Here is a 12,887-nt window from a genome sequence, read left to right as displayed (position 1 = left end):
AGAGCCCCGGACAGTCGACCGGCTAGACGTACCGCTCCAGGATCGACGACTCCGCCAGCCGTGACAGGCCCTCGCGGACGCTCCGGGCCCGTGCCTCGCCCACGCCGTCCACCGTCTGAAGGTCGTCGACGCTCGCGGCGAGGAGCTTCTGGAGGCCGCCGAAGTGTTCGACGAGACGGTCGATGATCGCGCCGGGCAGCCGCGGCACCTTCGCCAGCAGGCGGAAGCCGCGGGGCGAGACCGCCGAATCGAGGGCCTCGGGAGATCCGGTGTAGCCCAACGCGCGGGCCACCGTGGACAGTTCGAGGAGCTCGGCGTGGCTGAGCGCGTTCAGCTCGTACAGCGCCTCGTCGACCGTGCGGGACCGCTTGGCCGTGGGCTCGGGCACGTAGTCCCGGACCACCAGCTCGCGCTCCGGCTCCACGCCCGCGATCAACTCGTCGAGCTGGAGGGCGAGCAGCCGCCCGTCCGTGCCCAGTTCGACCACGTATTCGGCGATTTCGGTGGCGATGCGGCGCACCATCTCCAGGCGCTGGGCCACCGCGGAGACGTCCCGGACCGTCACCAGGTCCTCGATCTCCAGCGCTGACAACGTTCCCGCGACCTCGTCCAGGCGGAGCTTGTAGCGCTCCAGGGTCGCGAGCGCCTGGTTCGCGCGGGACAGGATCGCCGCGGAGTCCTCCAGGACGCGGCGCTGGCCGTCGACGTACAGGGCGATCAGCCGCATGGACTGGGAGACGGAGACGATCGGGAAGCCCACCTGCTTGCTGACCCGGTCCGCCGTGCGGTGCCGGGTGCCCGTCTCCTCCGTGGGGATCGTGGGGTCCGGCACCAGCTGGACGCCGGCCCGGAGGATCTTCGACAGGTCGGAGGAGACCACGATGCCGCCGTCGAGCTTGCACAGCTCACGCAGGCGCGTGGCCGCGAACTCCACGTCGAGGACGAACCCGCCCGTGCACATCGCCTCGACCGTCTTGTCGGAGCCCAGCACGATGAGTCCGCCGGTGTTGCCGCGAAGGATCCGCTCCAGGCCGTCGCGCAGGGCCGTGCCGGGAGCCACCGCGCTCAGCGCGGCGCGCATCAGGCCGTCGGCACCGGAACTCCCACCGGACTTTCCGGGAGCTGCCGCCCGGTCGTTGGCTGCCACTGCACTCCTCCGGTCACAGGTCTGGGATGCTCCCGTTTCGCGCACTCGTTTCGTACGGACGGGCGAGACCAGGGCAAAGTCTACCGGCGCTCCTCCGCATCCCGTGGGGCGTCTCGTCGACGGGAGCGCGGCAGGACCCGCAGGGCGTCCCCTATGTCCGCGACTTCCAGGACCTTCATGCCCGCGGGGATCTTGCCTGGATCGCTCGGCACGAGCGCGTGGGTGAAGCCCAGACGGTGTGCCTCCGAGAGCCTGCGCTGGACGCCCGTGACCCGTCTGACCTCGCCCGCGAGGCCGACTTCGCCGATCGCGACCAGGTTCTTGGGCAGCGGGGTGTCGCTCGCGGCGGAGGCCAGGGCGAGGGCGATCGCCAGGTCCGCGGCGGGCTCCGAGAGCTTCACTCCGCCGACCGTCGCCGAGTAGATGTCCCGCTTGCCCAGTGCGCTGATCTTGCCGCGTTGCTCCAGGACGGCCAGCATCATCGAGACCCGGGAGGTCTCCAGGCCGGACGTCGTGCGCCGGGGTGAGGGGATCTGCGAGTCGACGGTGAGGGCCTGCACTTCGGCGACCAGGGGGCGGCGGCCCTCCAGGGTGACCGTCAGGCAGGTACCCGGGACCGGTTCGTCACGTCGGGTCAGGAAAAGTCCGCTTGGGTCGGCAAGGCCCGTAATGCCCTCGTCGTGCAGTTCGAAGCAGCCGACCTCGTCGGTGGCGCCGTAGCGGTTCTTGACGCCCCGCACCAGGCGCAGGCGAGCGTGGCGGTCTCCCTCGAAGCTCAGCACGACGTCCACGAGGTGTTCGAGGAGGCGGGGGCCGGCGATCGCGCCGTCCTTCGTGACATGGCCCACCAGAAGCGTGGACATGCCGCGTTCCTTGGAGGCGCGGATCAGGGCGCCGGCGACCTCCCGGACCTGGGCCATGCCGCCGGGCGCTCCGTCGATCTCCGGGGAGGCCACGGTCTGCACCGAGTCCATGATCAGCAGTGACGGCTTCACCGCGTCCAAGTGGCCCAGGACGGCCGCCAGGTCGGTCTCGGCGGCCAGATACAGGTGGTCGTCGATGGCGCCGATGCGGTCGGCGCGCATGCGGACCTGGGAGGCCGATTCCTCGCCGGTCACATACAGCGTGCGGTGTTCGTCGCTCGCCGACTTGGCCGCCACGTCCAGCAGGAGGGTCGACTTGCCGACGCCCGGCTCGCCGGCGAGCAGGACGACCGCGCCCGGTACGAGTCCGCCGCCCAGCACGCGGTCCAGCTCGGGCACGCCGGTGGGGCGGGCGGTGGCCGTCCGCCCGTCGACCTGGCCGATGGGCAGGGCGGACGTCGTGACGCGCCCCGGCGTCGTCGTACGGACCGCGGGCGTGCCGTACTCCTCGACCGTCCCCCAGGCCTGGCACTCGGGGCAGCGGCCGAGCCACTTGGCCGTCTGCCAGCCGCACTCCGTGCAGCGGTAGGACGGACGGTCCTTGGTGGTCTTCGTGCGGGCAGCCATGGGGAAACCGTAACCGCCGCCACCGACAGCCGGACGCGCCTGTGGACAACAGGCCTCGCCGGGGCCCGTCCCGAGTGCCTCCTCGTCGCCCCGCGCGGACCCGCGCACCCCGGGAGGAGCCAGGCACCCCTTGCGATTTCGCCACGCCCCGTCACGAACGAGCCATGGGACCCCCCTTCCCTGTCCCCTTATGAGGGATCGTTTCACCCGTACGGATTAAAAGGACTCAAGGGACAAGAAGACCTAGTTCCGCGCCGCCTACGGTCGCACGGGTGATGAGCAGCAGCCCGGAAATCTCGACCCGCATGACCGGCGCACACCGGGCGCACCGGGAGGCGCGCGACGGCGCTGCGGCGCGCACGCTCGCGCAGCGACCTCCCGCGCGCTACGAGCCCTACCTGGACGGCCTGTTCACCTACTGCCTGTCCGTCCTGTGCGACCACGAAGCCGCCACCGCCGCCCTGGGTGACGTCCTCGCGTTCGCCGAACGGCGTGGTCAGCGTGGCCCCGAAGCGGAGGGCGACCGCCGGGCCTGGCTCTACGCGCTGGCCCGCTGGGCGTGCCTGCGCAAGCTCACCGAGGCCAAGCAGAAACGTCAGGGCGCGCAGAAACGTCAGGGCACGCACGCGGCGGCCCGCAACGGCGCCCGCCGGCAGCCGGGTGCGAAGCCCGCCACGGCCACGGGCGCCCCGACCGACACCGCCCCGGCAGGCCCGCCCGCCTCCGACGAGGCCAGGGAACAGCGACGGCGTGAGCTGACCCAGCTCGCCTGGCCGGAGGCCGCCGGCACCACCCCGGAACAGCGCGAGGCGCTCGAACTCGCCGTACGCCACCACCTCGCCCCCCACGAGGTCGCCGCCGTCCTCGGCAAGGACCTGGCCGCCGCCCGCGAACTGCTCGCCTCCGCCGCCTGCGAGGTCGAGCGCACGCGCGCGGCGCTCGCCGTCGTCGAGACCGGCGGCTGTCCCGGTGTGGCCCGTCTCGCCGGCGAGAACCGGCTCGTGCTCAGCGCCGCCCTGCGCCGCGAGCTCGTCCGGCACGTCGACGACTGCCCGCGCTGCCGCCGGGCCGCCGAACGCGCCGTCCCCGGCCGCTGGCCCGGTGCCGGTGTCACCCCCGCCGAGCTGCCCGTCCTGTCGGCGCCCCGCGCGGAGCTGCACGTGGTCATGGGTCACCTCCCCCGCGCGCGGGGAGCCACCGCACCGCGCTACGACCGGCGGGGCTTCCCCATGGACCCCAAGGATCGGGCCGCCCGCCGGGAGCGACTTCGCGCGCGTGCCGTCACCACGACCGTCGTCGCCACCGTCGTCGCCGCTCCCGTGCTCGCCCTGTGGGCGGCCTACCGGGGCACACCGACGGGGGAGGGGGTCGAGGGCCGCTCGGCCAGCGCCAGCGAGGCGCACGACCCCGACAGCCTCGACGGCGAGACGGTCGGCGGCTACGAGAACGCGGGGAACGCCAGCACCCGCCCGGGGACCGGCCTCCCCAAGGGCGACGGACCGGATGTCTCCGTGGAGGTCGTCAGCGTCTCGGGACTCGGCAGGAGCGCGGCCGGCAAGCTCTCCGTGACGGCCGCCAACAGCGGCGACACCACCCTCATCACCCTCACCGCGGCGGCCGACGCCGACGGGCCGGTCCGCTGGTCGGCCACCACGGCGGCCTCCTGGCTCTATCTGAGCCGCTCCACGGGCACGCTGAAGCCCGGCGAGTCGGTGACGATCAAGGTGTACGTCGATCATCTGCGCGAGCCCTCCGGGCACTGGCACGCGCGCGTGGCCGTCGCCCCGGCGGGCGCCGTCGTCTCCATCGAGGGCCACGGCACCGCGCCCGGCCCCTCGGACCCGGGCAACGGCCCGGGACCGGGCGGACCCGGCGGCCCGCCCTCGCCGTCCGACCCGGAACCGACGCCCACGGCGCCGTCCTCCCCGGATCCCACGCCGACCGATCCGCCGTCCTCGTCCGACCCGGAGCCCACACCGGGCGACCCGTCCCCGACCGACTCGGAGGATCCGCCCCCGCCGTCCGACGACAACGACCCGCCGAGCCCGGCGACGTCGTAGGCGTCGGCCCCAGGCGGTGCAGGCGGCACGGCCCGTGCGGGCCCGCGCGGCCGGGATCCCGGCCGTCCCACAGGGGTCGAGGGGCCGGGCGCGTCAGCCCGCCGGCCCTCGGCCCGCCGACCCTCAGCCCTGCGCGTGCGTCGGGTCCGCCGGATGCGGTGCCAGCAGCGGGAGCTGCGAGGCGAGGCGCTGTTCGCACAGCTCGACCAGGCGGTCGTAGCCGGCCTTGCCCATCAGCTCGGTCAGCTCCGGGCGGTAGGAGACGTACACCGGGTCGCCCGCGCCGTGTGCCGAGGTCGCGGACGTGCACCACCAGTGCAGGTCATGGCCGCCTGGCCCCCAGCCGCGGCGGTCGTACTCGCCGATCGACACCTGGAGCACCCGTGTGTCGTCGGGCCGGTCGATCCAGTCGTACGTCCGGCGCACCGGCAGCTGCCAGCAGACGTCCGGCTTGGTCTCCAGCGGCTCGCGGCCCTCCTTGAGAGCCAGGATGTGCAGCGAGCAGCCCGCGCCGCCCGCGAAACCGGGACGGTTCTGGAAGATGCACGAGCCGTTGAACGGGCGGGTCTGGCGGGAGCCCTCGTCGTCCTCCGAGACCCAGCCGTCCCGGACGCCCTCGTCGTGGTGCTGCCAGATGTCCGGCGTGAGCCGCGCCACATGCCCGGCGACGCGCTTCTCGTCGTCCTCGTCGGAGAAGTGGGCGCCCAGGGTGCAGCAGCCGTCGGCCGCGCGGCCCGGCTGGATGCCCTGGCAGCCGCTGCCGAAGATGCAGTTCCAGCGAGAGGTCAGCCAGGTCAGATCACACCGGAAGACCTGTTCGTCGTCCGCCGGGTCGGGGAACTCCACCCACGCGCGCGCGAAATCGAGACCCTTCTCGTCCGCGGCCGGCGCCTGCGCTGCCGCTGCCTGGGCCTTGTTCGACTTCTTCGGTGGCTTCACCGGCTTCGCCCGCGAAGAACCGCCGGTCGATTTGTCGGTCTTCGCCTTGTTCGTCTTTGGCACTCGTCCAGGGTAAGTCGCCAGGGGCCGCTTCGGGGACGGCCGAGGTCCTTGTGGGCAGTAGCGTTCCCTACATGAGACTCGGTGTCCTCGACGTGGGATCGAACACGGTGCATCTGCTGGTGGTGGACGCACACCCGGGCGCGTGCCCCCTGCCGGCGCACTCGCACAAGGTGGAACTGCGCCTTGCCCAACTCCTCGACGAGGACGGCGCGATCGGTCCGGAGGGCGTCGACAAACTGATCGCCGTGATCCAGGAGGCGCTCCAGGCCGCCGAGGACAAGGGCGTGGAGGACCTGCTGCCGTTCGCGACCTCCGCCGTGCGCGAGGCCAGCAACGCCGACGACGTCCTCGCGCGCGTGCAGGCCGAGACCGGCGTCGAGCTCCAGGTCCTCACCGGCGCCGAGGAGGCCCGGCTCACCTTCCTCGCCGCCCGCCGCTGGTTCGGCTGGTCCGCCGGGAAGCTGCTGGTCCTGGACATCGGCGGCGGCTCCCTGGAGATCGCCTACGGCATCGACGAGGAGCCCGACGCGGCCGTCTCGCTGCCGCTCGGGGCCGGCCGGCTCACCGCGGGCTGGCTGCCCGGCGACCCGCCCGACCCCGAGGACATACGGGCCGTGCGCCGCCACGCCCGTGCGCAGATCGCCCGCACGGTGGGGGAGTTCAAACGCTTCGGTGCCCCCGACCACGTCGTCGCCACCTCGAAGACGTTCAAGCAGCTCGCCCGCATCGCCGGCGCCGCCCGCTCCATGGACGGCCCGTACGCCCAGCGGCAGCTCAAGCGCGAGTCGCTCGAGGCCTGGGTGCCCCGTCTGGCGGCCATGACGACCGCCCAGCGAGCGGAACTCCCGGGCGTCTCCGAGGGCCGCGCCAACCAGATCCTGGCGGGCGCGCTGGTCGCGGAGGGGGCGATGGACCTCTTCGGTGTGGAGAACCTGGAGATCTGCCCCTGGGCGCTCAGGGAGGGCGTCATCCTGCGCAAACTCGATCACATGGCGTCGGAGTGACGGACCCGCGCGGCGCCCGGCCGTGACCGGGCCCACTCCGCCGCGCGGGCACGGGTCCCAGGGCGTACCCGCACCCTCCCGTGGCGAACACCACAACGGCGGCCCGGGGCCCGGCACCCGGGTGACCGCACCCCGTAACCTGTCCCCCATGGCAGAGCCAGTCGTGCGGATCCCGGATGCGAAGGTCGCCCTGTCGACGGCCTCGGTCTACCCGGAGTCGACGGCGACGGCGTTCGAGATCGCCGCGCGCCTCGGATACGACGGCGTCGAGGTCATGGTCTGGAACGACCCCGTCAGCCAGGACATCGACGCGCTGCGCAGACTCAGCGACTACCACCGGATCCCGATCCTCGCCGTCCACGCTCCCTGCCTGCTCATCACCCAGCGGGTGTGGTCGACCGACCCGTGGACCAAGCTCCAGCGGGCCCGCGCGGCGGCGGAGAAGCTCGGCGCGAGCACGGTCGTCGTCCACCCGCCGTTCCGCTGGCAGCGCCAGTACGCGCGGGACTTCGTCACGGGCATCTGGCGGATGGCGGACGAGACGGACGTACGGTTCGCCGTCGAGAACATGTACCCGTGGCGCTACCGCGACCGCGAGATGCTCGCGTACGCGCCCGACTGGGACGTCACGAAGGACGACTACCGGCACTTCACGATCGATCTCAGCCACGCCTCCACGGCCCGCGCGGACGCGATGCAGATGATCGACCGCATGGGTGACCGCCTCGGCCACGTCCACCTCGCCGACGGAAACGGTTCGGCCAAGGACGAGCACCTGGTCCCCGGCCGCGGCGCCCAGCCCTGCGCCGAGCTGCTGGAACGGCTCGCGCTGACCGGCTTCGACGGGCACGTCGTCATCGAGGTCAACACACGGCGCGCGATGTCGAGCGCCGAACGTGAGGCCGACCTGGCGGAAGCCCTGGCCTTCACGCGCCTGCACCTGGCCTCCGCCTCGTCGACGGGCCCGTCGGCCCCGTCCCCCACGACGTCCCCCACGGCGAAGGCGCCCCGCCGATGACCGGCGTCACCGCCCGCAAGCGCGGCCGCCCCCCTCGTTCGGAGTCGGCGGACACCAGGGACCTGATCCTGACGGCCGCCCGCGAGGAGTTCTCCGAGCGGGGCTACGACAAGACGTCCGTACGCGGCATCGCGAAGGCCGCGGGCGTGGACCCGGCCCTGGTGCACCACTACTTCGGCACCAAGGAGCAGATCTTCGAGGCGGCCGTCGAGGTCGCCTTCGGGCCCGCGCTGGGCGCCCCGGAAGCGGTCGCCGACGGCCCGCTGGACCAGGTCGGCGAGCGGCTCGCCCGCTTCGTCCTCGGCATCTGGGAGAACCCGACGACCCGGAAGCCCCTCCTGGCGATCGTGCGCTCGGCCGTGAACAACGACATCGCGGCCGCCGTCTTCCGCCGTCTGGTCGCCACCCAGGTGCTGCGCCGGATCGCCGGCCGGCTCGATCTGCCGGACGCCGAGCTGCGCGCCGAACTGGCGGCGGCGCAGCTGGTGGGCTGCGCGATGCTGCGGTACGTGATCAAGGTGGAGCCGCTGGCCTCGGCGGACCTGGAGCTGATCATCGCGCGCGTGGCACCGGTCGTGCAGGGGCACCTGACCGGGCCGTGAGACGCGGCCCGGACGCCGCTCGGACGCCGCTCGGACGCGGCCCGGACGCGGGCTTGGACGCGGGTTCGGAGGTGAGACATGCGTCCCGCTATACGGACACCGTGTCCGCCCCCTGGATGACCGGCGTACGCTCGTTAGCAGTCAGAAGTCTCTGATCGCAGTCTCTGAAGGAGCGAGCGACGATGCCCGAGCTGAGGTCCCGCACAGTCACCCACGGCCGCAACATGGCGGGCGCCCGCGCCCTTATGCGCGCCTCCGGTGTACCCGGTGCGGACATCGGCCGGAAGCCGATCATCGCGGTGGCGAACAGCTTCACCGAGTTCGTGCCCGGCCACACGCACCTCCAGCCGGTCGGCCGGATCGTCAGCGAGGCGATCACCGCGGCCGGCGGCATCCCGCGCGAGTTCAACACGATCGCCGTCGACGACGGCATCGCGATGGGCCACGGCGGCATGCTCTACAGCCTGCCCTCCCGCGACCTGATCGCGGACAGCGTGGAGTACATGGTCGAGGCGCACTGCGCCGACGCCCTGATCTGCATCTCCAACTGCGACAAGATCACCCCGGGCATGCTGAACGCGGCCCTGCGCCTGAACATCCCCACGGTCTTCGTCTCCGGCGGCCCGATGGAGTCCGGCCGCGCCACCCTGGTCGACGGCACGGTCCGCACGCTCGACCTCGTCGACGCGATCTCCGACGCCGTGAACGACAAGATCTCGGACGAGGACATCCTCCGTATCGAGGAGAACGCCTGCCCGACCTGCGGCAGCTGTTCCGGCATGTTCACCGCCAACTCGATGAACTGCCTGACCGAGGCCATCGGCCTCTCCCTCCCCGGCAACGGCTCGGTGCTGGCCACCCACACGGCCCGCCGGGCGCTGTACGAGGACGCGGGGCGCACGGTGATGGACATCACCCGCCGCTACTACGAGCAGGACGACGAGACGGTCCTGCCCCGCAGCATCGCCACCATCGCGGCCTTCGAGAACGCGATGGCCCTCGACATCGCGATGGGCGGCTCGACCAACACGATCCTCCACCTGCTGGCCGCCGCCCAGGAGGCGGGCGTCCCGTTCGGCCTGGAGGAGATCAACGAGGTCTCGCGCCGCGTTCCCTGCCTGGCCAAGGTCGCGCCGAACGTGGCGAAGGACCGCACGTACTACATGGAGGACGTGCACCGCGCCGGCGGCATCCCCGCCCTGCTCGGCGAACTGCACCGCGCGGGACTGCTCAACGAGGACGTGTTCTCGGTCCACAGCCCGTCGCTGGCGGACTGGCTGAAGACGTGGGACGTCCGTGGCGGCTCCCCCTCGCCCGAGGCGCTCGAACTGTGGCACGCGGCCCCCGGCTGCGTCCGCTCCGCCGAGGCCTTCTCCCAGTCCGAGCGCTGGGAGGCGCTGGACGTGGACGCCGAGGGCGGCTGCATCCGCTCCGCCGAGCACTCCTACAGCAAGGACGGCGGTCTCGCGGTCCTGCGCGGCAACATCGCCGTCGACGGCTGCGTGGTCAAGACGGCCGGCGTCGACGAGTCGATCTGGACCTTCGAAGGCCCGGCCGTCGTCTGCGAGTCGCAGGAGGAGGCCGTCGAGAAGATCCTCAACAAGCAGGTGACGCACGGCGACGTCGTCGTCATCCGCTACGAGGGTCCCAAGGGCGGCCCGGGTATGCAGGAGATGCTCTACCCGACGTCCTTCCTCAAGGGCCGTGGCCTCGGCAAGACCTGTGCCCTGATCACCGACGGCCGCTTCTCCGGCGGCACCTCGGGTCTGTCGATCGGCCACGCCTCGCCCGAGGCGGCCTCCGGCGGCACCATCGCCCTCGTCGAGGACGGCGACCGCATCCGCATCGACATCCCGAACCGCACGATCGAGCTCCTCGTCGACGACGCCGAGCTGGCGCGGCGCGAGGCGGCCCTCGGCGGCGTCTACGCCCCGAAGAACCGCGAGCGCAAGGTGTCCGCCGCCCTGCGGGCCTACGCCGCGATGGCGACGAGCGCCGACAAGGGCGCGGTGCGGGACGTGTCGAAGCTGGGCTGACGTCAGCCAGAAACCGGCGTCGCTGTGAGGGCCGTCTCCGCCGTACGGAGGCGGCCCTCGGCGCGTCTTGTCGGCCGGCTGTCACTGGCCGGCTGTCACCGGTCCGCCGTCACCGGCCTGCTGCTACCGGTCCGTTGACAAGGGTCCGTCGCCACCGGCTGGTCGCCCCCGGCCTGTTGTCACCGGCTGGTCGCCACCGGCCTGTTGTCACCGGCTGGTCGCCCCCGGCCTGTTGTTCACCGGCCCGTCGCCATCCGTCCGCCGTAGCCGGCCTGCCGTCACCCGCCCGGTCCTACCATCCCGCCGGGTCCCGTCCGTCCACCGCGAAGACGGTTCCGTCCGGGGCGCCGGCGTAGACGTGGCCGTCGACCGCCTCGGGCGCGGGCAGCGTGGCCACCACCTCGTCCGAGTTGGCGCCGAGCCGCAGCTCCGTCTGCCCGACGAGCTTGCCCTTCCCGGCGTCCACGGCGAGGAGCCGTCCGTCGGCGGCGCTGAAGTAGACGTGCTCGCCGTCGGCGGCCGGCACCGAACCCCGGCTCACCGACGTCTGCAGGGACCACACCTGCTTGTCCAGGACCGTGTCGACGGCGACGAGCGATCCGTCGAAGGCCAGGAGGTAGACCCGGTCGCCCTGCACGGTCGCCTGCGCCTCCTGGAGCGCGACGCGCAGCTTCACCCGCAGCGACCCCTTGTCCTGCGGGGAGTAGCGGACCACGGCGTCGACCGTGCCGTAATCGGCGCCCTGGGACAGCAGGACGAGGCTGCCGTCCGTGGTGCCCACGAGGCGCAGCGTGCCGCTGAGCCGCTCGTCCCAGCGCACCTTTCCGGTCGCGGGATCCACGGCCGTGATCCGGGTGTGCCCGTCGTCCGAGGTGGTCGACGCGTACGCCAGCGGATCCTTCGGGAACGCCGTGAAGTACGGCTCGCTCAGCCCCGGAATGCGCCGGCTCCACACCGACTTCCCCGTCGCGGCGTCCACCCCGGTCACCGTGTTGTCGGCCGCGGTCAGCAACAGGGTGCCGCCGACGCTCCGGACACCCGGGTAGTCCGACAGGTCGCGCTGCCAGCGGGTGGCGCCCGACGCCGGGTCGAGCGCCTCCATCCGCTTGCCCGAGTGCGTGATCACCTGAGCCAGCCCGCCCGAGAGCACCGGGGCCTGGCTCGGCCCGTCGTCGTCGGTGAGGACGTGCCGCCACAGCACCCGCCCGTCGGACGCGTCCAACGCCGACACCAGCCCCTTCTGGACGCAGAGCAGCCGCCGCGCGTCGTAGGTGCACCGGGGCATACCGCCCGTGCCCGTACCGGCACCCGCGCCGGTGCTGCCCTTCGCCGGCCGCGCGCTCCAGGGGGTGAAGGCCGGTGACGCGGACTGCGAGCCGCCCGCCGTTCCCCGCGCGTCCCGGCCCGGGCCGTCCTCGCCGGGCAGTTGCGTGGCGAGGACCGCGCCGCCCGAGAGGACGACGACCAGCGCGCCGACCGCGAGGGCCGGCCGCCGGCGCCGGCGGCGCGGCCGCGCCGCCGCCCGGTCCGGTGCCGCCGCGGGCTCCTCCGCACCCTCCGGCTGCCCGGCCGCGCCCGCCGATTCGGCCTCGGCCTCCGCCGGCGGCCGCTGCGACGGTATGAACGCCTGCGTGTCGTACGAGGCCGCCACCGACCGCAGTTCCCGCATCAACTCGTCCGGCGTGGGCCGGTCCTCGGGCTCCTTGGCCAGACAACGCACCACCAGCGGCGCGAGGTTCCCCGGCACGCCGGTCAGATCCGGCTCGTCGTGCACGACCTGGTAGGCGACGACGTACGGGCTGTCGGAGTCGAACGGCCCGCGTCCCGTCGCCGCGTGCACCATCACCGACCCGAGCGCGAAGATGTCGGCGGCCGGCCCCACCTCCCGCGGCCGCCGGAACTGCTCCGGCGCCATGAAGGGCGGCGTACCGATCAACTTGCCGGTCTCGGTGCGCAGTTCGCTGTCCTTCGGCCGGGAGATGCCGAAGTCGATGACTTTCGGCCCGTCCTCGGCCAGCAGGACGTTGCTCGGCTTCAGATCCCGGTGCACGACCCCGACCCGGTGGATGTCCCGCAGCGCCTCCGCGAGCCCGGCCATCAGCCGCCGCAACTCGCCCGAACGCATGGGGCCGTTCTGCTTCACCTGCTCGGCGAGCGTCGAACCGGGAATGAACAGGGTGGCCATCCAAGGCCGTTCGGCCTCCGGATCGGCGTCGACGACGGGCGCGGTGAACGCCCCGCTCACCCGCCGAGCGGCGGCCACCTCCTGCCGGAAACGACCCCTGAACTCGGGATCCCGGGCGAACTGGGCATGGACGACCTTCACCGCGACCTTCATCCCGGAGGTGCTCCGGGCCAGGTGCACCACGCCCATGCCACCGGAGCCCAGACGTTCGTCCAGGCGGTAGTGGCCGGCGTACTCCGGAAGTTCCGCTTCCGCGCCCGCCCCGGTGTTGCGCTGTGGCGTCATGGACCAACCACCCCCGTGCTGTTCAACCGCGCGCGCGACGCACGGAGCCTAGTCGATG

Annotated in this window: 9 protein-coding genes; 5 read left to right on the top strand and 4 right to left on the bottom strand. The window is 72.8% G+C overall.

Annotation, left to right across the window (positions count from 1 at the left end; translation table 11 throughout):
- Positions 1 to 22: 22 nt before the first annotated feature.
- Both disA and radA read right to left on the bottom strand, forming a co-directional pair.
- Positions 23 to 1,147 (bottom strand): DNA integrity scanning diadenylate cyclase DisA, encoded by a 1,125-nt coding sequence (disA, locus tag OHU34_RS18540; RefSeq protein ID WP_020132463.1) that lies wholly within the window; start codon positions 1,145 to 1,147, stop codon positions 23 to 25.
- A gap of 80 nt (positions 1,148 to 1,227) precedes the next feature.
- Positions 1,228 to 2,637, bottom strand: a complete 1,410-nt coding sequence (radA, locus tag OHU34_RS18535) for a DNA repair protein RadA (RefSeq protein ID WP_020132462.1) — start codon at positions 2,635 to 2,637, stop codon at positions 1,228 to 1,230.
- A gap of 275 nt (positions 2,638 to 2,912) precedes the next feature.
- Here radA and OHU34_RS18530 point away from each other — a divergent pair, with 275 nt between their 5' ends.
- Positions 2,913 to 4,697: a BACON domain-containing protein gene (locus OHU34_RS18530; protein WP_142265569.1), complete on the top strand. Its 1,785-nt coding sequence runs from the start codon at positions 2,913 to 2,915 to the stop codon at positions 4,695 to 4,697.
- 123 nt (positions 4,698 to 4,820) lie between these two features.
- On the opposite strand, the gene OHU34_RS18525 is transcribed toward OHU34_RS18530, so the two are convergent.
- Positions 4,821 to 5,699 carry a hypothetical protein gene (locus OHU34_RS18525; RefSeq protein WP_230194975.1) on the bottom strand — a complete coding sequence of 293 codons (879 nt, stop codon included), beginning with the start codon at positions 5,697 to 5,699 and terminating at the stop codon, positions 4,821 to 4,823.
- 71 nt (positions 5,700 to 5,770) lie between these two features.
- On the opposite strand from OHU34_RS18525, the gene OHU34_RS18520 reads away from it, so the two are divergent.
- The 4 genes from OHU34_RS18520 (at position 5,771) to ilvD (ending at position 10,359) form a co-directional block, all read left to right on the top strand.
- Positions 5,771 to 6,703, top strand: a complete 933-nt coding sequence (locus tag OHU34_RS18520) for a Ppx/GppA phosphatase family protein (protein ID WP_142265571.1) — start codon at positions 5,771 to 5,773, stop codon at positions 6,701 to 6,703.
- A gap of 148 nt (positions 6,704 to 6,851) precedes the next feature.
- On the top strand, positions 6,852 to 7,721 hold the full coding sequence (locus OHU34_RS18515) for a sugar phosphate isomerase/epimerase (protein ID WP_230194974.1): 870 nt from the start codon (positions 6,852 to 6,854) through the stop codon (positions 7,719 to 7,721).
- Positions 7,718 to 8,323, top strand: coding sequence for a TetR/AcrR family transcriptional regulator (locus OHU34_RS18510; RefSeq protein ID WP_142265573.1), 606 nt, complete (start codon positions 7,718 to 7,720; stop codon positions 8,321 to 8,323). Before OHU34_RS18515 ends, OHU34_RS18510 begins: the two co-directional genes overlap by 4 nt.
- Positions 8,324 to 8,505: 182 nt before the next feature.
- Positions 8,506 to 10,359 (top strand): dihydroxy-acid dehydratase, encoded by a 1,854-nt coding sequence (gene ilvD, locus OHU34_RS18505; RefSeq protein WP_142265574.1) that lies wholly within the window; start codon positions 8,506 to 8,508, stop codon positions 10,357 to 10,359.
- 292 nt (positions 10,360 to 10,651) lie between these two features.
- Here ilvD and OHU34_RS18500 read toward each other — a convergent pair whose 3' ends face one another.
- Positions 10,652 to 12,829 (bottom strand): serine/threonine-protein kinase, encoded by a 2,178-nt coding sequence (locus OHU34_RS18500; RefSeq protein ID WP_405767303.1) that lies wholly within the window; start codon positions 12,827 to 12,829, stop codon positions 10,652 to 10,654.
- Between the last annotated feature and the right edge of the window lie 58 nt (positions 12,830 to 12,887).

It is taken from the genome of Streptomyces sp. NBC_00080, from assembly GCF_045041255.1.
Taxonomy (GTDB): Bacteria; Actinomycetota; Actinomycetes; order Streptomycetales; family Streptomycetaceae; genus Streptomyces; species Streptomyces coriariae.
Note: the sequence above shows the minus strand (reverse complement) of the source record. Positions and strands in the feature narration are given on the sequence as shown.

What these genes read in the sequence shown, in the direction of transcription:
- radA (WP_020132462.1), bottom strand. Translation starts at nt 2,637, where the DNA reads ATGGCTGCCCGCACGAAGACCACCAAGGACCGTCCGTCCTACCGCTGC.
- OHU34_RS18530 (WP_142265569.1), top strand. Translation starts at nt 2,913, where the DNA reads ATGAGCAGCAGCCCGGAAATCTCGACCCGCATGACCGGCGCACACCGG.
- OHU34_RS18520 (WP_142265571.1), top strand. Translation starts at nt 5,771, where the DNA reads ATGAGACTCGGTGTCCTCGACGTGGGATCGAACACGGTGCATCTGCTG.
- OHU34_RS18515 (WP_230194974.1), top strand. Translation starts at nt 6,852, where the DNA reads ATGGCAGAGCCAGTCGTGCGGATCCCGGATGCGAAGGTCGCCCTGTCG.
- OHU34_RS18510 (WP_142265573.1), top strand. Translation starts at nt 7,718, where the DNA reads ATGACCGGCGTCACCGCCCGCAAGCGCGGCCGCCCCCCTCGTTCGGAG.
- ilvD (WP_142265574.1), top strand. Translation starts at nt 8,506, where the DNA reads ATGCCCGAGCTGAGGTCCCGCACAGTCACCCACGGCCGCAACATGGCG.
- OHU34_RS18500 (WP_405767303.1), bottom strand. Translation starts at nt 12,829, where the DNA reads ATGACGCCACAGCGCAACACCGGGGCGGGCGCGGAAGCGGAACTTCCG.